The following is a 19,146-nucleotide window of genomic DNA, read 5'->3' on the forward strand; positions in this document are numbered from 1 at the left end:
ATGAAACTCTATAATCTGAAAGATCATAACGAACAGGTCAGCTTTGCGCAGGCCGTCACGCAAGGGCTTGGCAAGAATCAGGGGTTGTTTTTTCCGCACGATCTGCCGGAATTCAATCTGACAGAAGTGGATGAGATGCTGAACCAGGACTTCGTTAGCCGCAGCGCTAAGATCCTTTCCGCATTTATTGGCGACGAGATCTCGCAGGAGATCCTGGAAGAGCGCGTACGCGCGGCGTTTGCGTTCCCGGCGCCGGTTGCTCAGGTTGCAGCGGACATTGGCTGTCTGGAGCTGTTCCACGGTCCTACACTGGCATTTAAAGATTTTGGCGGGCGCTTTATGGCGCAGATGCTGACGCACATCAGCGGCGACAAACCGGTAACGATTCTGACGGCGACCTCCGGCGATACCGGTGCTGCCGTGGCGCATGCGTTTTATGGTCTGCCGAACGTTCGCGTGGTGATCCTCTACCCGAGCGGCAAGATCAGCCCATTACAGGAAAAACTGTTCTGTACGCTGGGCGGTAACATTGAAACCGTCGCTATTGATGGTGATTTTGATGCTTGCCAGGCGTTGGTGAAACAGGCGTTTGATGACGAAGAACTGAAGGTGGCGCTGGGGCTGAACTCGGCTAACTCAATCAATATCAGCCGTCTGCTGGCGCAAATCTGTTACTACTTTGAAGCTGTGGCTCAACTGCCGCAAGAAGCGCGCAACCAGCTGGTTATTTCCGTTCCCAGCGGCAACTTTGGCGATCTGACCGCCGGACTGCTGGCGAAATCGCTGGGCTTGCCGGTGAAGCGCTTTATTGCGGCGACCAACGTCAACGATACGGTTCCACGCTTCCTTGCAGAAGGCGAGTGGGCGCCGAAGGCGACGCAGGCGACGTTATCCAACGCGATGGATGTCAGCCAGCCGAACAACTGGCCGCGTGTGGAAGAACTGTTCCGCCGTAAAATCTGGCGTCTGAATGAGCTGGGGTATGCCGCCGTTGACGATGCTACCACTCAGGATACGATGCGCGAGCTGCATGAAATGGGGTACACCTCAGAACCGCATGCGGCGGTGGCTTACCGTGCGCTGCGTGACCAGTTGAATCCTGGCGAGTATGGCTTGTTCCTCGGCACTGCGCATCCGGCGAAGTTTAAGGAAAGCGTTGAAGAGATTCTTGAGCTTACGCTGGCTCTGCCAAAAGAGCTGGCGGAGCGCGCTGATTTGCCGCTGCTCTCTCATCACCTGCCTGCTGATTTTGCTGCGCTACGTAAGCTGATGATGACCCGCGGTTAACGGTGGTGCCCGCTGGCGCTGTGCTTAGCGGGCCTGCAAAACCTGTAGGCCGGATAAGGCGTTAGCCGCCATCCGGCATGTACACTACTGCTCGTGGCGTTTAAACACCAGTTCGCCATTCCCTGACGCTTCTTCATCAAAGAAATAGCCTTCACTGTTAAATGCCGTCAGTTGCTCTGGCTGAGTTAAGCGATTTTCAATGATGTAGCGGCTCATCAGGCCACGCGCTTTTTTGGCATAAAAGCTGATGACTTTGAACTTACCGTTCTTCTCATCGAGGAAGACCGGTTTGATAAGTTCGGCGTTCAGCTTTTTCGGCTTCACAGATTTAAAATATTCATCTGATGCGAGGTTAATCACCACGCTGTCGCCTTGCGCTTCCAGCGCTTCGTTAAGTTTGTCGGTGATGGTATCGCCCCAGAACTGGTAAAGATCTTTCCCCTTTGGATTAGCCAGACGAATGCCCATCTCCAGACGGTAAGGCTGCATCAAATCCAACGGACGCAACACGCCGTACAGCCCGGACAACATGCGTAAATGCTGCTGAGCGAAGTCAAAATCCGCTTCGCTGAAGGTTTCAGCCTGCAGCCCGGTATAAACGTCGCCTTTAAACGCCAGAATAGCCTGACGCGCATTCTCCGGTGTGAAATCGGGCTGCCAGTCATGGAAACGGGTGGCGTTCAGATCCGCCAGCTTGTCGCTAATTCCCATCAGTTTGCCAATCTGCGGCGCGGAGAGTTGTCGCGCCACGTGAATAAGCTGCTGCGAGTGATCCAGCAGTTCGGGCAGCGTGTGGCGTGTGGTTGCCAGCGGACTTTGGTAGTCGAGCGTTTTTGCAGGTGAAATCAGAATCAGCATATCCAGTCCTTGCAGGAAATTTACTGCGACTTTAGCAAAAAAATGGACAGAATTGATCGATGGTTGCGATTGCCGCGTTAATCACGCGGCGTTTCATCCCAGCTTTCGGGCGCAAGCTGCTGCCTGATATCAGGATAACGGCGCGGATCAAATTCCGGGCGCACCCCGAGTTTACGCTGGCGCAGATAGTCGCTGGCGAGGGTATGGACAACCGGTGAGAGCAGTAAAATCGCCGTCAGGTTAGTGATGGCCATACAGGCCATGATGATGTCAGCAAGTTGCCAGAGCAGCGGGAAGCTGAGTAATGTGCCGCCGACAACGGTGCTCACGGTCGCGATACGTAATAGCCAAATTACCCGGATATTGTCCAGCTTCAGGAAAATAAGGTTGTTTTCCGCGTAGATGTAGTTGGCGACGATAGAGCTAAAGGCAAACAGGATCACAATAAAGGCGACGAATCCGGCACCCCATTCACCCGTCAGCGAGACCATCGCTCTCTGCAGCAACTGGATGCCTTCAATGGGGATAGAACTGGTGCCATTACCCGCCAGCAGAACGATCATCGCACTGGCCGTACAAAGAATCAGCGTATCGCCTAAAACACCGATCATTTGCACAATGCCTTGTGCCGCAGGATGCGGAGGCCATGACGCAGCCGAGGCGGCGGCGTTCGGGGTTGAGCCCATTCCGGCCTCATTCGAGAACATACCGCGTTGAAAGCCGCTGGCAATGGCCTGGCTTAGCGTATACCCGGCGGCGCCGGCGGCGGCTTCCTGCCAGCCAAAGGCACTTTTAACGATGGTTATGATAATGTCGGGAAGCTGAGCGAAATGCCAAAGGCAGATGACGAGGCTACAACCGACCCACAACAGAGCCATCACCGGAACAAACCATTGCATCAGACGGGCAACGCCTTTAATACCGCCGACGATGACCAGTAATGATGCGATAGCCAGGGCGATACCGGAGAAGAGGGGAGGGATATCGAAGGCAAAAGCAAGTGCGCGCGAGACCGAGTTTGCCTGCACGCTGTTAAAAATCAGTCCATATGCGATGAGTAAAAAGATGGCAAAAAGCACGCCCATCCAGCGCATACCCAGTCCACGCGCCATATACCACGCAGGACCGCCGCGAAACTGTCCCTTGCTGTCGCGTTCTTTATACAGTTGCGCAAGTGAGCATTCGGCAAACGAGGTTGCCATCCCAATGACTGCCGAGACCCACATCCAGAAAACGGCTCCCGCGCCGCCTGCGGCGATTGCCAACGCCACGCCCGCCAGATTTCCGCTGCCGATCCGCGCGGCAAGACTGGTGCATAAAGCCTGAAAGGAAGTTAAACCGCCCGGTTGCGGGCTGATGCTGTTTTTAAGACTTCTGCCAAACTGGCGAATGTAGCGAAACTGGATGAACCCCGTACGCCAGGTGAACCAACATCCTGCGCCAAGCAGGAGGTAGATCATTACCGAGCCCCAGAGTATTTCATTAATAAATGCGAAAAAATCAGGCATTAACATCCCTCTTGTTGATGCCGGTAAGCGCGAATAATCCCATGTAAGCGCTACCAATTATCGACCAGTATATACCTTCTAAGTAGATTGATTACGGGAGTTTATCATAACAACAGGTATATCCCTTAATTGCGCATCTCAGGCTTTGAGCTGCGTAATCAGGGCTGAGCGGCAGGTCGGACAATACAGGCGGTTGCGCTGAGAGTGCGTCGTGCTATCATCAGGGAAGATCGGTTACATCCCCCTAACAAGCTGTTTAAAGAGAATCACTATCATGACGGACAAATTGACCTCCCTTCGTCAGTTCACCACAGTAGTGGCCGACACCGGAGACATCGCGGCAATGAAGCTGTATCAGCCTCAGGATGCCACAACTAACCCTTCTCTCATTCTTAACGCAGCGCAGATCCCGGAATATCGCAAGCTGATTGATGACGCTGTAGCCTGGGCTAAGCAGCAGAGCAACGACCGCGCGCAGCAGGTCGTCGACGCGACCGACAAACTGGCGGTAAACATTGGTCTGGAGATCCTGAAACTGGTCCCGGGTCGCATTTCCACAGAAGTTGACGCTCGCCTGTCCTACGACACCGACGCATCCATCGCGAAAGCAAAACGTCTGATTAAACTGTACAACGATGCTGGCATCAGCAACGATCGCATTCTGATCAAACTGGCTTCAACCTGGCAGGGCATTCGTGCCGCTGAGCAACTGGAAAAAGAAGGCATCAACTGTAACCTGACTCTGCTGTTCTCTTTCGCGCAGGCGCGCGCTTGTGCAGAAGCTGGCGTATACCTGATTTCTCCGTTCGTTGGTCGTATTCTTGACTGGTACAAAGCCAACACCGACAAGAAAGAGTATGCACCGGCAGAAGATCCGGGCGTGGTTTCCGTAACGGAAATTTACGAGTACTACAAACAGCACGGTTACGAAACCGTAGTTATGGGCGCGAGCTTCCGTAACATCGGTGAAATCATCGAGCTGGCGGGCTGCGATCGTCTGACGATTGCACCGGCGCTGCTGAAAGAGCTGGCGGAAAGCGAAGGCGCTATCGAACGTAAACTGTCCTTCTCTGGCGAAGTGAAAGCGCGTCCTGCACGTATCACTGAAGCTGAGTTCCTGTGGCAGCACAACCAGGATCCAATGGCTGTAGACAAACTGGCGGACGGTATCCGTAAGTTTGCTGTAGACCAGGGCAAACTGGAAAAAATGATCGGCGATCTGCTGTAATCATTTCGGCGTGGCCCTGACAGGGGTCACGCTACCTCTTCTGAAACCTGTCTGTCCTTTCTTTCGCAGTGTATCATTCTGTTTAACGAGACTGTTTAAACGGAATAATCATGAATACTTTACGCATTGGCCTGGTGTCCATTTCTGATCGTGCTTCCAGCGGCGTTTACCAGGATAAAGGTATCCCGGCCCTTGAAGAGTGGCTGGCATCAGCCCTAACAACCCCTTTTGAGCTGCAAACACGGCTGATCCCGGATGAACAGGCGATCATCGAACAAACCTTATGCGAGCTGGTTGATGAAATGAGCTGTCATCTGGTACTGACGACCGGCGGAACGGGGCCGGCACGTCGCGACGTAACACCAGACGCTACGCTGGCCGTAGCCGACCGCCAGATGCCTGGTTTTGGTGAGCAAATGCGCCAGATAAGTCTGCACTTTGTGCCAACCGCAATCCTTTCCCGTCAGGTTGGCGTGATTCGCAAACAGGCGCTGATCCTGAATCTGCCTGGGCAGCCGAAATCGATCAAAGAAACGCTGGAAGGCGTGAAAGATGCCGATGGTAAGGTCATCGTGCCAGGCATTTTTGCAAGTGTACCGTATTGTATACAGCTGTTAGATGGACCTTATGTCGAGACTGCACCGGCAGTAGTAGCATCTTTTCGCCCTAAAAGCGCGATCCGCGATACAAATGTCTGAAAGTAGCCTGGTCGTGATATAAGTAACAATGAAGGTGGAGTATTGAATTGTTTACGATATAGTAATTTTTGATTTACATATATCGACAGACATATTCAATTACTCCACTGACTCATGGTTTGCTATGTCACAACACACTCGACCCCTGAATCGCCAGGATTATAAAACCCTTACGCTTGCTGCCCTCGGCGGGGCGCTTGAGTTTTATGATTTCATTATCTTCGTCTTCTTTGCCGCGGTTGTTGGCGAACTTTTCTTCCCGGCCGATATCCCTGAATGGCTACGACAGGTTCAAACCTTCGGCATTTTTGCCGCCGGATACCTGGCGCGTCCATTGGGCGGCATCATTATGGCGCATTTTGGCGACCTGGTCGGACGCAAGAAAATGTTTACCCTGAGCATTTTGTTGATGGCGATACCGACGCTGGCGATTGGCTTGTTGCCTACCTATGCCTCAATGGGGATCCTCGCGCCGTTACTGTTATTACTGATGCGCATTTTGCAGGGCGCAGCCATTGGGGGCGAAGTGCCGGGGGCGTGGGTGTTCGTGGCGGAACACGTACCGGAGCGTCGCATCGGTATCGCCTGCGGCACGCTGACTGCCGGGCTTACTGTGGGGATTCTGTTGGGGTCGGTTGTTGCAACGCTGGTGAACACCAGCCTGACGCAGCAAGCGGTGCATGACTACGGCTGGCGTATTCCTTTCCTGCTGGGCGGCGTGTTTGGGCTGGTGGCGATGTATCTGCGCCGCTGGCTGCAGGAAACGCCCATCTTCCTCGAAATGCAGCAGCGTAAAGCGTTGGCGCAAGAGCTACCGGTAAAGTCGGTGGTGAGAAAACATAAAAAAGCGGTGGTCATTTCCATGCTGCTGACCTGGCTGTTATCGGCCGGGATCGTGGTGGTGATCCTGATGTCGCCAGTCTGGCTGCAGAAACAGTATGGCTTTGCGCCAGCATTGACATTACAAGCCAACAGCGTCGCGACCATTATGCTGTGCGTCGGTTGTCTGCTGGCCGGGTTTATTGTCGACCGGGTTGGCGCCAGCAAAACCTTTATTGTCGGTAGCCTGCTGCTGGCCTGTTCGAGCTGGCTTTTCTATCATCTGACCGGTAGCCATCCTCAGCATTTGTTCTTGTTGTATGGGCTGGTGGGCTTGTGCGTTGGCGTGGTGGGGGCTGTGCCTTATGTCATGGTACGAGCGTTTCCAGCGGAAGTCCGCTTTACCGGCATCTCGTTTTCTTACAACGTTTCGTACGCCATTTTTGGTGGTCTGACGCCAATCGCTGTGACGATGTTAATGAGCGTGTCGCCAATGGCTCCAGCCTGGTATGTACTGGCGTTATCGCTGGTGGGGTTAGGGCTGGGGATTTGGCTGCGACAGGATATTTATCATCGCGATACCAGCGTGCAGGGAGAGTTACAGCGCTTGTAAGGAATATCCCCCCGTCCGGGGGGATAGCGTCAGATTAGTGCGCTTCACCAATCGGCAGGATGGTACGGCCAAACTGTTCGTTCAGCACTTCGCCCATCGCCAGGTAAATGGCGCTTGCACCACACACTAAGCCAACCCAGCCGGCAACATGGATGATCGCTTCGTTACCTGCAATGTTGCCCACGGCCAGTAGCGCGAACAGCACCGTCAGGCTCAGGAAGACAAACTGCAGCGCACGCGCAGCTTTCAGCGTGCCGAAGAACATGAACAGTGTGAACACGCCCCACAGACCCAGGTATACGCCCAGGAACTGGCCGTTGGTTGCATCCGCCAGGCCCATTTTCGGCATGATCAGGATCGCAACCAGCGTCAGCCAGAACGAGCCGTAGGAGGTAAAGGCGGTTAAACCGAAGGTGTTGCCTTTTTTATATTCCAGCAGCCCGGCAAAAATTTGCGCGATACCGCCGTAGAAAATGCCCATCGCCAGAATAATAACGTCAAAGGCGAAGAAACCCGCGTTATGCAGGTTAAGCAGAATGGTGGTCATGCCAAAGCCCATCAGGCCCAGCGGTGCCGGATTAGCCAACTTAGTGTTGCCCATAATTCCTCAAAATCATCATTGATTGAATGGTGAAATAGTTTCCCCGAATAACGATCACTGTCTTCGGGGCGCGGCATGATAATCAGGGGAGAGCGGACTGTCTATGATCTAACAAAGGGAAAATGAATTATTTTCCCTGTGATGGACATCACGCTTGTGTGTTGTTGATCATTCTGCGCAGACAGGCGATTTGCAGCACCGCCGGAATCGTCACGCGATAGGCGCTGCCGCTCACCGCTTTAACCCCGTTTAAAGCCGCGCCGACCGGGCCGCCAAGCCCTGCGCCGCGTAGCAATCCATGCCCGATGACGCTAACTGCGGCATGGGTACGCAGGATCTGCGTGAGCTGACCGGAGAGCAAATGAGCAACGCCAGTCGCCAGATGGCGATCCTTCATTAATAGCGGCAGTAACTCTTCCAGTTCAGAGACTTTTGCCTCAACGGCCTGCAAAAATTCCTGCTTATGGTCCGCATCCATTTTTTGCCAGGCATTCCGTAGAAAGTGTTCCAGCAAATACTGTTCAATTTCATACGTGGGCATCGCTTTGTCGGCTTTAAGCTTCAGGCGCTTCGAAACATCCAGCAAAATCGCCCGATACAGTTTTCCATGGCCACGAAGTTTATTGGCAATGCTGTCGCCACCATAATGCTGAAGTTCGCCGGCGATCAGTTGCCAGTTGCGGCGGTGCTGTTCCGGGTGTCCTTCCATCGATTTAAATAATTCGTTGTGGCTCAGAACGCTCGACAGACGGGCTTTCCCTTTTTCATTATGCGTTAACAGGCGAGTAATCGTGGCGAGTTGTTCCTCACTGCAATGCTGCAGAAAGTCGAGGTCGTCGTCATGCAAATACGTGACATTCATGTTTTCTATGGCTTCTGAATAAAAGGGCGTAGTTAGTCGTCGCCGATGACTTTAAGCGTCGCCATGTCAGAGGAGTTTACCGACTGGCCTGAAAAAGTGATTTTGGATACGCAGCGTTTATTGTCGTTGTCGCTATTAATATTGATCCAATTAGTGGTTTGTCCCTCTTTAATGGATGACGGGACGTTCAGGCTTTGGCTGGAGGTGCGCGCAGCTTTGAAGTAAACGGATGCGCCGTTAAGGTTAATATCGCCTCGATCGGCGGTGAGTTGAATACGCTTCACCACCCGACAAACGGGAATTTTGAGCGTGAGATCGTTAGTTGCGTTGCGCGGCATAGCAATCATCCCCAGAACTTTATGATCGTTAGCGTGAGCGGCGCTGCTCAACAGCAGGCCCATAAGCAGGGTGGCGGAAAGGGTTAAAACGGATTTCATGAAATTTCTCTTTGACGGCTGCAAAAGTGCGTGGCTTCGCGCTAGTTTACCGCCGACAGAAAAACGATTCATTCACGTAATCTTTTCTTTTTATTACAATTTCTATGTGAATAACAGCGCTTTATTAATTGGCTTTATGAATTAATTTTGATTGGCGATTATTCATTTTTTGTAGTTTTGTGCCTTTTTTCGGCAAATTTATTGCTTCTGCGCTAAAAAAATTTTTCATGCCCCCCTTGATGAAGTGGGTTACGACCCCACTTAGTAGTCAACCGCAGTGGTGAGTCTGAAAAAAAACGATTCAGGGTAGTTGAAACCGCACGTTTCGCCCTTATTACAGATTCACAACCACATGATGACCGAATTTTTAGTGGAGACGTTTAGATGGGTAAAATTATTGGTATCGACCTGGGTACTACCAACTCTTGTGTAGCGATTATGGATGGCACTACTGCACGTGTGCTGGAGAACGCCGAGGGCGATCGCACCACGCCTTCTATCATTGCTTATACCCAGGATGGTGAAACTCTGGTTGGTCAGCCGGCTAAACGTCAGGCAGTGACAAACCCGCAAAACACCCTGTTTGCGATTAAACGCCTGATTGGCCGCCGCTTCCAGGACGAAGAAGTACAGCGTGATGAAGCCATCATGCCGTACAAAATCATCGGTGCTGACAACGGTGATGCCTGGATTGACGTAAAAGGTCAGAAAATGGCACCGCCGCAGATCTCTGCAGAAGTGCTGAAGAAAATGAAGAAAACGGCTGAAGATTACCTGGGTGAACCGGTAACTGAAGCGGTTATCACCGTACCTGCATACTTTAACGATGCTCAGCGTCAGGCAACCAAAGACGCCGGCCGTATCGCAGGTCTGGAAGTAAAACGTATCATCAACGAACCAACCGCAGCTGCACTGGCTTACGGTCTGGATAAAGAAGTCGGCAACCGCACTATCGCGGTATATGACCTCGGTGGTGGTACTTTCGATATCTCTATTATCGAAATCGACGAAGTTGACGGCGAAAAAACCTTCGAAGTTCTGGCAACCAACGGTGATACCCACTTGGGTGGTGAAGACTTCGACAGCCGTATGATCAACTACCTGGTTGACGAGTTTAAGAAAGATCAGGGTATCGACCTGCGTAATGACCCGCTGGCGATGCAGCGTCTGAAAGAAGCCGCTGAGAAAGCGAAGATCGAGCTGTCTTCCGCTCAGCAGACCGACGTGAACCTGCCGTACATCACTGCAGACGCGACTGGTCCGAAACACATGAACATCAAAGTGACCCGTGCGAAACTGGAAAGCCTGGTTGAAGACCTGGTTAACCGTTCTATCGAGCCGCTGAAAGTTGCTCTGCAGGACGCTGGCCTGTCTGTTTCTGATATCAACGACGTTATTCTCGTTGGTGGTCAGACGCGTATGCCGATGGTGCAGAAGAAAGTTGCTGAATTCTTCGGTAAAGAGCCGCGTAAAGACGTTAACCCGGACGAAGCCGTGGCAATCGGTGCTGCCGTTCAGGGTGGTGTATTGACTGGTGATGTGAAAGACGTACTGCTGCTGGACGTTACCCCGCTGTCTCTGGGTATCGAAACCATGGGCGGCGTGATGACGCCACTGATCGCGAAAAACACCACCATCCCGACCAAGCACAGCCAGGTGTTCTCTACCGCTGAAGACAACCAGTCTGCGGTAACCATCCATGTGCTGCAGGGTGAACGTAAACGTGCTGCCGATAACAAAGATCTGGGTCAGTTTAACCTGGATGGTATCAGCCCGGCTCCGCGCGGTATGCCGCAGATCGAAGTTACCTTTGATATCGATGCCGACGGTATCCTGCACGTTTCCGCGAAAGACAAAAACAGCGGTAAAGAGCAGAAGATCACCATCAAGGCTTCTTCTGGTCTGAACGAAGAAGAAATCCAGAAAATGGTTCGCGAAGCAGAAGCGAACGCAGAATCTGACCGTAAGTTCGAAGAGCTGGTTCAGACTCGTAACCAGGGCGACCATCTGCTGCACAGCACTCGTAAGCAGGTTGAAGAAGCAGGCGACAAGCTGCCGGCTGACGACAAAACTGCCATTGAGTCTGCACTGACCGCGCTGGAAACGTCTCTGAAAGGCGAAGACAAAGCGGATATCGAAGCGAAAATGCAGGCGCTGGCTCAGGTTTCCCAGAAACTGATGGAAATCGCTCAGCAGCAGCACGCACAGCAGCAGGCTGGTGCAGCAGGCGCTGATGCTTCTGCAAACAATGCGAAAGATGACGACGTTGTCGACGCTGAGTTTGAAGAAGTGAAAGACAAAAAATAATCGCCCTGATGCAGGGTAGTTAATCGGCACGGGCGTAGAGGTTTCCTCTTCGCCCGTGCTTGTATGTTAAGGGGCTTAAAAAAACCAATGGCAAAGCAAGACTATTACGAGATTTTAGGCGTTTCCAAATCAGCGGAAGAGCGTGAAATCAAAAAGGCCTACAAGCGCCTGGCCATGAAATATCACCCGGATCGCAACCAGGGTGATAAAGAGGCTGAAGCCAAGTTTAAAGAGATCAAAGAAGCGTACGAGATCCTGACCGATGCGCAAAAACGCGCGGCTTACGATCAGTACGGTCATGCCGCGTTTGAGCAAGGCGGCATGGGCGGCGGCGGCGGTTTCGGCGGCGGGGCTGACTTCAGCGATATCTTTGGTGACGTGTTTGGCGATATCTTTGGCGGCGGTCGTGGTCGTCAGCGCGCCTCACGTGGTGCTGATTTACGTTACAACATGGATCTCACTCTGGAAGAAGCCGTGCGTGGCGTCACCAAAGAGATCCGTATTCCGACGCTGGAAGAGTGTGACGTCTGCCATGGCAGCGGCGCGAAGTCAGGTACTCAGCCGCAAACCTGTCCAACCTGTCACGGTTCCGGCCAGGTGCAGATGCGCCAGGGCTTTTTTGCCGTACAGCAGACCTGTCCACATTGTCAGGGTCGCGGTACGCTGATCAAAGATCCGTGCAACAAATGTCACGGTCATGGTCGCGTTGAGAAAAGCAAAACGCTGTCCGTTAAAATCCCGGCAGGCGTTGATACCGGCGACCGTATTCGTTTAGCGGGTGAAGGTGAAGCCGGTGAGCATGGCGCGCCAGCAGGCGATTTATACGTTCAGGTGCAGGTAAAACAGCACCCAATTTTTGAGCGTGAAGGCAATAACCTGTATTGCGAAGTACCGATTAACTTTGCGATGGCAGCGCTGGGCGGCGAGATTGAAGTCCCGACGCTGGACGGTCGCGTGAAGTTGAAGATTCCGGGCGAGACGCAGACCGGCAAATTGTTCCGCATGCGTGGAAAGGGCGTCAAGTCTGTACGCGGTGGCGCTCAGGGCGATCTGCTGTGTCGTGTCGTTGTTGAAACCCCAGTGGGTCTGAACGACAAGCAGAAGCAGTTGCTGAAAGACCTGCAGGACAGTTTTGGCGGCCCGACCGGCGAGCAAAACAGCCCGCGCTCCAAAAGCTTCTTCGACGGCGTGAAGAAGTTCTTTGACGATTTGACGCGCTGATTCTCTCGACTCAATATTTGATAAAAAGCCTGGGACTGAAAAGTTTCAGGCTTTTTTATTTCTGTTTTCCGTTCGGAAAATCTTTTTTAATTTCAGTCTATTTGTTCGTAAAAACCGATCTATCTATCATGAATAATCTAATTTTAACGAGCTTTTTGAGGGTGTAAGATAGTATTTACGAAGTATTCACCCAATAGAGAGAATAAAAGTGAAACATCTGCATCGTTTTTTTAGTAGTGACGCCTCGGGGGGCATCATCCTGATCATCGCAGCCGTCATCGCTATGTTGATGGCAAATATCGGGGTCACCAGTGGATGGTACCATGCCTTTCTGGAAACGCCCGTTCAACTGCGGGTTGGCGCGCTTGAGATCAACAAAAATATGCTGCTGTGGATCAACGACGCGTTGATGGCGGTGTTCTTCTTGTTGATTGGTCTGGAGGTAAAACGCGAGTTAATGCAAGGCTCGCTGGCCAGTCTGCGTCAGGCGGCATTTCCGATCATTGCCGCTATCGGGGGGATGATTGTCCCGGCGCTGCTGTATCTGGCATTCAACTATGCTGACCCTATTACCCGTGAAGGGTGGGCGATCCCGGCTGCAACGGATATCGCTTTTGCATTAGGCGTGCTGGCACTGTTGGGCAGTCGTGTTCCGTTGGCGCTGAAAATCTTCCTCATGGCGTTGGCGATTATCGATGATCTTGGCGCTATCGTGATCATCGCGCTGTTCTACACCAGCGATCTCTCGCTGCTGTCGCTGGGCGTTGCCGCGTGTGCCATTCTCGTCCTGGCGGCCTTGAATCTGTGTGGCGTGAGACGTACCGGGATTTATATTCTGGTGGGCGTGGTGCTGTGGACGGCAGTCCTGAAGTCCGGCGTGCATGCGACGCTGGCGGGCGTGATCGTCGGTTTCTTCATTCCGTTAAAGGAAAAACACGGACGTTCACCGGCAAAGCGTCTGGAGCATGTTTTGCATCCGTGGGTGGCATACCTGATCCTGCCGCTGTTTGCCTTCGCTAACGCGGGTGTTTCACTGCAGGGTGTCACCATTGATGGGCTGACCTCCGTATTACCGCTGGGGATTATTGCAGGTCTGTTGATCGGTAAACCGCTGGGTATCAGCCTGTTTTGCTGGCTGGCGTTACGCTTAAAGCTGGCGCAATTACCTGAAGGAACGAATTTCCAGCAGATCATGGCGGTCGGGATTCTGTGCGGTATTGGCTTTACGATGTCGATTTTCATCGCCAGCCTGGCGTTTGGTAATGTCGATCCTGAGCTGATTAACTGGGCGAAACTGGGGATCCTGATTGGCTCCTTGCTGTCGGCGGTAATTGGTTATTGCTGGTTACGCACCCGGTTAAACGCATCCGCCTGACAGGATAACCCTTTCGTGACAATTTTCAGGGAGAGAGTATGTCTCATATAAATTACAACCACCTGTATTACTTTTGGCATGTCTATAAAGAAGGTTCGGTGGTTGGTGCAGCAGAAGCGCTTTATCTGACACCGCAGACCATAACCGGGCAGATCAAAGCGCTTGAAGAACGTTTACAAGGAAAGTTGTTCAAGCGGAAGGGGCGTGGGCTGGAGCCAAGCGAGTTAGGCGAGTTAGTCTTTCGTTATGCGGATAAAATGTTCACGTTAAGCCAGGAAATGCTGGATATCGTGAACTACCGCAAAGAGTCTAACTTGCTGTTTGATGTCGGCGTGGCGGATGCGCTATCCAAACAGCTGGTCAGCCGTGTGTTGAATGCCGCGGTGGTGGAAGATGAACAAATCCATCTGCGCTGTTTTGAATCAACGCACGAGATGCTGCTGGATCAACTCAGTCAGCATAAGCTGGATATGATTATCTCTGACTGTCCGATTGATTCTACGCAACAGGAAGGGTTGTTCTCGGTGCGCATAGGCGAATGCGGCGTAAGTTTTTGGTGCACCCAGCCTTTGCCTGAGAAGCCGTTTCCGGCCTGTCTGGAAGAGCGCCGATTGCTGATCCCTGGACGTCGTTCGATGCTCGGTCGTAAGCTGTTGAACTGGATTAACTCACAAGGCTTGAATGTTGAAATCCTCGGCGAATTTGATGACGCAGCGCTGATGAAAGCTTTTGGTGCAACGCATAACGCTATTTTCGTTGCCCCGACGCTCTATTCGAACAACTTCTATGCCGACGATTCAATTGTGGAGATTGGGCGCGTGGAGAATGTGATGGAGGAATATCACGCTATATTTGCGGAAAGGATGATCCAGCATCCGGCGGTGCAGCGTATTTGTAATGCGGACTACTCGGCGCTCTTTACGCCAATGAACAAATGACAGCCATAAAAAAACCCGCTTGCGCGGGTTTTTTCACAAAGCGACAACAAGCAGGCGATTAAGCCAGTTTGTTGATCTGTGCAGTCAGGTTTGCTTTATGACGTGCAGCTTTGTTTTTGTGGATCAGACCTTTAGCAGCCTGACGGTCCACGAGTGGTTGCATTTCGTTAAATGCTTTCAGTGCAGTAGCTTTGTCGCCAGCTTCGATAGCTGCGTATACTTTCTTGATGAAAGTACGCATCATAGAGCGACGGCTAGCGTTGTGCTTGCGGGCCTTTTCAGACTGAACGGCGCGCTTCTTAGCTGATTTGATATTAGCCAAGGTCCAACTCCCAAATGTGTTCTATATGGACAATTCAAAGGCCGAGGAATATGCCCTTTTAGCCTTCTTTTGTCAATGGATTTGTGCAAATAAGCGCCGTTTAAATTGCAGCACTCGTTGCGTAGTGATGGCGCAGGATTCTACCAGCTTGCGTGGCGTGAATACAGCTTTTCCACGAGAAAAATTGCATTGGATTGCCCGTTAAGGTCTGCAATTTGTTTCATAACAATGAAAACCATCCTCTTTCTGTTTCGGAGAAACAATCGCCGGTTAACCTTGACCGCGGTACAGGGTATACTTTCACGATTTTCACTGTTTTGAGCCAGACATGAAGCTGATACGAGGCATACATAATCTCAGCCAGGCCCCGCATGGGTGTGTGCTGACTATTGGTAATTTCGACGGCGTGCACCGTGGTCACCGTGCGTTGCTGCAGGGCTTACGGGAAGAAGGGCGCAAACGCAATTTGCCGGTGATGGTGATGATTTTCGAGCCACAGCCATTAGAGCTGTTTGCAACGGACAAATCACCTGCGCGCCTTACTCGCCTGCGAGAAAAACTGCGTTATCTGGCGGAGTGTGGCGTAGATTACGTATTGTGCGTGCGTTTTGACAGGCGCTTCGCGGCATTAACGGCGCAGACATTTATCAGCGATCTGCTGGTTAAGCGCCTTGGTGTACAATTTCTTGCTGTGGGCGATGATTTCCGCTTTGGCGCTAGCCGTGCGGGCGATTTCTTGTTATTACAGGAAGCGGGCGCTGAGTATGGTTTTGATATCACCAGTACCCAAACCTTCTGTGAAGGCGGTGTTCGTATCAGCAGCACCGCGGTACGTCAGGCGCTGGCTGAAGATAACCTGCAGTTGGCCGAAAGCCTGCTTGGGCACCCTTTTACCATCTCAGGACGGGTGGTGCATGGTGACGAGTTAGGACGCACCATTGGCTTTCCGACGGCAAACTTACCGCTTCGTCGCCAGGTTTCTCCGGTGAAAGGGGTTTATGCGGTTGAAGTTATGGGGCTGGGTGACAAACCTTTTCCCGGTGTTGCCAACATCGGCACCCGCCCGACGGTAGCCGGCGTACGTCAGCAGTTGGAAGTGCATCTACTGGACGTTGTAATGGACCTCTATGGTCGCCATATAGATGTAGTGCTGCGTAAAAAAATTCGCAGCGAGCAGCGATTTGCTTCGCTGGATGAACTAAAAGCGCAGATTGCGCGTGATGAGTTGACTGCCCGCGATTTTTTTGGGCTAACAAAACCGGCTTAATGCCTATACGAGTTTTAAATACGGAACCGAGAATCTGATGAGTGACTATAAATCAACCCTGAATTTGCCGGAAACAGGGTTCCCGATGCGCGGCGATCTCGCCAAGCGTGAACCGGGAATGCTGGCGCGTTGGACTGATGATGACCTGTACGGCATCATTCGTGCGGCCAAAAAAGGCAAAAAAACCTTCATTCTGCATGATGGCCCTCCTTATGCGAATGGCAGCATTCATATTGGTCACTCGGTTAACAAGATTCTGAAAGACATTATCGTGAAGTCCAAAGGACTCACGGGCTATGACTCGCCTTACGTTCCGGGCTGGGACTGCCACGGTCTGCCGATCGAGTTGAAAGTAGAGCAGGAATATGGCAAACCGGGCGAGAAGTTCACCGCCGCTGAGTTCCGCGCTAAATGCCGTGAATACGCTGCTACACAGGTTGACGGTCAGCGTAAAGACTTTATCCGTCTTGGCGTGCTGGGCGACTGGTCGCATCCGTACCTGACCATGGACTTCAAAACCGAAGCCAACATCATTCGCGCGCTGGGTAAAATCATCGGCAACGGTCACCTGCATAAGGGTGCGAAGCCGGTGCACTGGTGCGTTGACTGCCGTTCCGCGCTGGCGGAAGCGGAAGTTGAGTATTATGACAAAACCTCCCCGTCCATCGACGTGGCGTTCCACGCCGCCGATCAGGACGCGGTGAAAGCGAAATTTGCCGTTTCTGACGTTAACGGCCCGATCTCGCTGGTTATCTGGACCACCACCCCGTGGACATTGCCGGCGAACCGCGCGATCTCCCTGGCGCCTGATTTTGACTATGCGCTGGTGCAGATCGACGGCCAGGCCGTGATTCTGGCGAAAGATCTGGTTGAAAGCGTCATGCAGCGCATTGGTGCGGCTGACTACACCATTCTGGGCACCGTTAAAGGCGCAGAGCTGGAACTGTTGCGCTTTACCCACCCGTTTATGGGTTTTGACGTACCGGCGATTCTGGGCGATCACGTCACGTTGGATGCGGGTACCGGGGCGGTACATACCGCGCCTGGCCACGGCCCGGACGACTATGTCATCGGTCAAAAATACGGTCTGGAAGTGGCGAACCCGGTGGGTCCGGACGGCGCTTATCTGGCGGGCACCTACCCGACCCTGGACGGTGTGAACGTCTTTAAAGCCAACGATATTGTTGTCGCTCTGCTGAGCGAAAAAGGCGCGTTGCTGCACGTCGAGAAGATGCAGCATAGCTATCCGTGCTGCTGGCGCCACAAAACGCCGATCATCTTCCGGGCGACCCCGCAGTGGTTCGTGAGCATGGATCAGAAAGGTCTGCGCGCGCAGTCCCTGAAAGAGATCAAAGGCGTGCAGTGGATCCCTGACTGGGGCCAGGCGCGTATCGAATCCATGGTTGCCAACCGTCCTGACTGGTGTATCTCCCGTCAGCGTACGTGGGGTGTGCCGATGTCTCTGTTCGTTCACAAAGACACCGAAGAGTTGCATCCGCGCGCTATCGAACTGATGGAAGAAGTGGCTAAACGCGTTGAAATTGACGGCATCCAGGCGTGGTGGGATCTCGATCCGAAAGATATCCTCGGCGACGAAGCTGACCAGTATGTCAAAGTCCCGGATACGCTGGACGTTTGGTTTGACTCTGGTTCCACCCACTCATCTGTCGTAGACGTGCGTCCTGAATTTGCCGGTCACGCAGCGGATATGTATCTGGAAGGCTCTGACCAGCACCGTGGCTGGTTCATGTCATCTCTGATGATCTCCACCGCGATGAAAGGCAAAGCGCCGTATCGCCAGGTACTGACTCACGGTTTCACCGTGGATGGTCAGGGCCGTAAGATGTCCAAGTCTATCGGTAACACCGTTTCTCCGCAGGACGTGATGAACAAACTCGGCGCGGATATTTTGCGTCTGTGGGTGGCGTCTACCGACTACACCGGTGAAATGGCGGTTTCTGACGAAATTCTGAAACGTGCTGCCGACAGCTATCGTCGTATCCGTAACACCGCACGCTTCCTGCTGGCGAACCTGAACGGGTTCGATCCGGTAAAAGACATGGTGAAACCGGAAGAGATGGTGGTGCTGGACAGGTGGGCGGTAGGTTGTGCGCAAGCGGCCCAGGAAGAGATCCTGAAAGCTTACGAAGCCTATGACTTCCACGAAGTAGTGCAGCGCCTGATGCGTTTCTGCTCCGTCGAAATGGGTTCGTTCTACCTCGACATCATCAAAGACCGCCAGTACACCGCGAAAGCGGAAAGCCGGGCGCGTCGTAGCTGCCAGACTGCGCTGTTCCATATCGCAGAAGCGCTGGTTCGCTGGATGGCGCCGATCATGTCCTTCACCGCGGATGAAATCTGGGGTTACCTGCCGGGCGAACGTGAAAAATACGTCTTTACCGGTGAATGGTACGAAGGCCTGTTTGGCTTAGGTGAAACCGAAGCGATGAACGATACCTTCTGGGACGAGCTGCTGAAAGTACGCGGCGAAGTGAACAAGGTCATCGAGCAGGCGCGTGCGGATAAGAAAGTCGGTGGTTCTCTGGAAGCGGCAGTCACCCTGTACGCTGAACCCGAACTGGCGGCGAAATTGACCGCGCTCGGCGAAGAGTTGCGCTTTGTGCTGCTGACCTCTGGTGCGAGCGTTGCGGAGTTTGCCGAGGCGCCAGCTGATGCTCAGCAGAGCGAATTGCTCAAAGGTCTGAAAATCGTACTGAGCAAAGCCGAAGGTGAGAAGTGCCCGCGCTGCTGGCATTACACTACCGACGTCGGACAGGTGGCGGAACATGCAGATATCTGCGGACG

At 52.8% G+C, this 19,146-nt stretch carries 17 protein-coding genes; 11 read left to right on the top strand and 6 right to left on the bottom strand.

Features of this window, described 5'->3' with window-relative positions; translation table 11 throughout:
* Positions 1–1,287, top strand: a complete 1,287-nt coding sequence (thrC, locus tag KQJ18_RS02360; protein WP_038637048.1) for a threonine synthase — start codon at positions 1–3, stop codon at positions 1,285–1,287.
* Positions 1,288–1,371: 84 nt separating this feature from the next.
* Here thrC and yaaA read toward each other — a convergent pair whose 3' ends face one another.
* Positions 1,372–2,145: a peroxide stress protein YaaA gene (gene yaaA, locus KQJ18_RS02365; protein WP_042312480.1), complete on the bottom strand. Its 774-nt coding sequence runs from the start codon at positions 2,143–2,145 to the stop codon at positions 1,372–1,374.
* A 77-nt stretch (positions 2,146–2,222) separates the two neighbouring features.
* Positions 2,223–3,653 (bottom strand): sodium:alanine symporter family protein, encoded by a 1,431-nt coding sequence (locus KQJ18_RS02370; protein ID WP_085048344.1) that lies wholly within the window; start codon positions 3,651–3,653, stop codon positions 2,223–2,225.
* Between the two features lie 274 nt (positions 3,654–3,927).
* On the opposite strand from KQJ18_RS02370, the gene tal reads away from it, so the two are divergent.
* The 3 genes from tal (at position 3,928) to KQJ18_RS02385 (ending at position 7,011) form a co-directional block, all read left to right on the top strand.
* The gene (gene tal / locus KQJ18_RS02375; protein ID WP_005124064.1) at positions 3,928–4,881 is read left to right on the top strand and encodes a transaldolase; all 954 of its coding nucleotides are present in this window, start codon (positions 3,928–3,930) and stop codon (positions 4,879–4,881) included.
* 110 nt (positions 4,882–4,991) lie between these two features.
* Positions 4,992–5,579 carry a molybdopterin adenylyltransferase gene (gene mog / locus KQJ18_RS02380; protein WP_216421342.1) on the top strand — a complete coding sequence of 196 codons (588 nt, stop codon included), beginning with the start codon at positions 4,992–4,994 and terminating at the stop codon, positions 5,577–5,579.
* 124 nt (positions 5,580–5,703) lie between these two features.
* The gene (locus KQJ18_RS02385; protein ID WP_087857633.1) at positions 5,704–7,011 is read left to right on the top strand and encodes an MFS transporter; all 1,308 of its coding nucleotides are present in this window, start codon (positions 5,704–5,706) and stop codon (positions 7,009–7,011) included.
* A gap of 34 nt (positions 7,012–7,045) precedes the next feature.
* Here KQJ18_RS02385 and satP read toward each other — a convergent pair whose 3' ends face one another.
* From satP to KQJ18_RS02400, 3 genes are all read right to left on the bottom strand, one after another.
* Positions 7,046–7,612 carry an acetate uptake transporter gene (satP, locus tag KQJ18_RS02390; RefSeq protein ID WP_006686623.1) on the bottom strand — a complete coding sequence of 189 codons (567 nt, stop codon included), beginning with the start codon at positions 7,610–7,612 and terminating at the stop codon, positions 7,046–7,048.
* Between the two features lie 148 nt (positions 7,613–7,760).
* Positions 7,761–8,474, bottom strand: a complete 714-nt coding sequence (gene msyB / locus KQJ18_RS02395) for an acidic protein MsyB (protein WP_038637060.1) — start codon at positions 8,472–8,474, stop codon at positions 7,761–7,763.
* Positions 8,475–8,506: 32 nt separating this feature from the next.
* Positions 8,507–8,911, bottom strand: coding sequence for a DUF2541 family protein (locus KQJ18_RS02400; RefSeq protein WP_085048343.1), 405 nt, complete (start codon positions 8,909–8,911; stop codon positions 8,507–8,509).
* A gap of 384 nt (positions 8,912–9,295) precedes the next feature.
* Between KQJ18_RS02400 and dnaK the strand changes: the two genes are divergently transcribed.
* From dnaK to nhaR, 4 genes are all read left to right on the top strand, one after another.
* Positions 9,296–11,218, top strand: a complete 1,923-nt coding sequence (dnaK, locus tag KQJ18_RS02405) for a molecular chaperone DnaK (protein WP_038637064.1) — start codon at positions 9,296–9,298, stop codon at positions 11,216–11,218.
* Positions 11,219–11,305: 87 nt separating this feature from the next.
* Entirely contained in the window at positions 11,306–12,439 is a 1,134-nt protein-coding gene (dnaJ, locus tag KQJ18_RS02410; protein WP_032940353.1) for a molecular chaperone DnaJ, read from the top strand.
* A 208-nt stretch (positions 12,440–12,647) separates the two neighbouring features.
* On the top strand, positions 12,648–13,814 hold the full coding sequence (gene nhaA / locus KQJ18_RS02415) for a Na+/H+ antiporter NhaA (RefSeq protein ID WP_038637066.1): 1,167 nt from the start codon (positions 12,648–12,650) through the stop codon (positions 13,812–13,814).
* 38 nt (positions 13,815–13,852) lie between these two features.
* On the top strand, positions 13,853–14,752 hold the full coding sequence (gene nhaR, locus KQJ18_RS02420; protein ID WP_038637068.1) for a transcriptional activator NhaR: 900 nt from the start codon (positions 13,853–13,855) through the stop codon (positions 14,750–14,752).
* Positions 14,753–14,810: 58 nt separating this feature from the next.
* Here nhaR and rpsT read toward each other — a convergent pair whose 3' ends face one another.
* Entirely contained in the window at positions 14,811–15,074 is a 264-nt protein-coding gene (rpsT, locus tag KQJ18_RS02425) for a 30S ribosomal protein S20 (protein ID WP_038637070.1), read from the bottom strand.
* A gap of 105 nt (positions 15,075–15,179) precedes the next feature.
* Between rpsT and KQJ18_RS24595 the strand changes: the two genes are divergently transcribed.
* From KQJ18_RS24595 to ileS, 3 genes are all read left to right on the top strand, one after another.
* A complete protein-coding gene (locus KQJ18_RS24595; protein WP_071888087.1) occupies positions 15,180–15,395 on the top strand; it encodes a DUF2575 family protein in 216 nt (71 codons plus the stop codon).
* Positions 15,396–15,402: 7 nt separating this feature from the next.
* Positions 15,403–16,341 carry a bifunctional riboflavin kinase/FAD synthetase gene (ribF, locus tag KQJ18_RS02430; RefSeq protein WP_038637072.1) on the top strand — a complete coding sequence of 313 codons (939 nt, stop codon included), beginning with the start codon at positions 15,403–15,405 and terminating at the stop codon, positions 16,339–16,341.
* A 37-nt stretch (positions 16,342–16,378) separates the two neighbouring features.
* Positions 16,379–19,146, top strand: a 2,768-nt coding sequence (gene ileS, locus KQJ18_RS02435; protein ID WP_216421343.1) for an isoleucine--tRNA ligase, incomplete at its 3' end; no start/stop codon positions are given.

The sequence above is a fragment of the Citrobacter sp. S55_ASV_140 genome (assembly GCF_018919505.1).
In the GTDB taxonomy this organism is placed as follows: Bacteria; Pseudomonadota; Gammaproteobacteria; order Enterobacterales; family Enterobacteriaceae; genus Citrobacter; species Citrobacter werkmanii.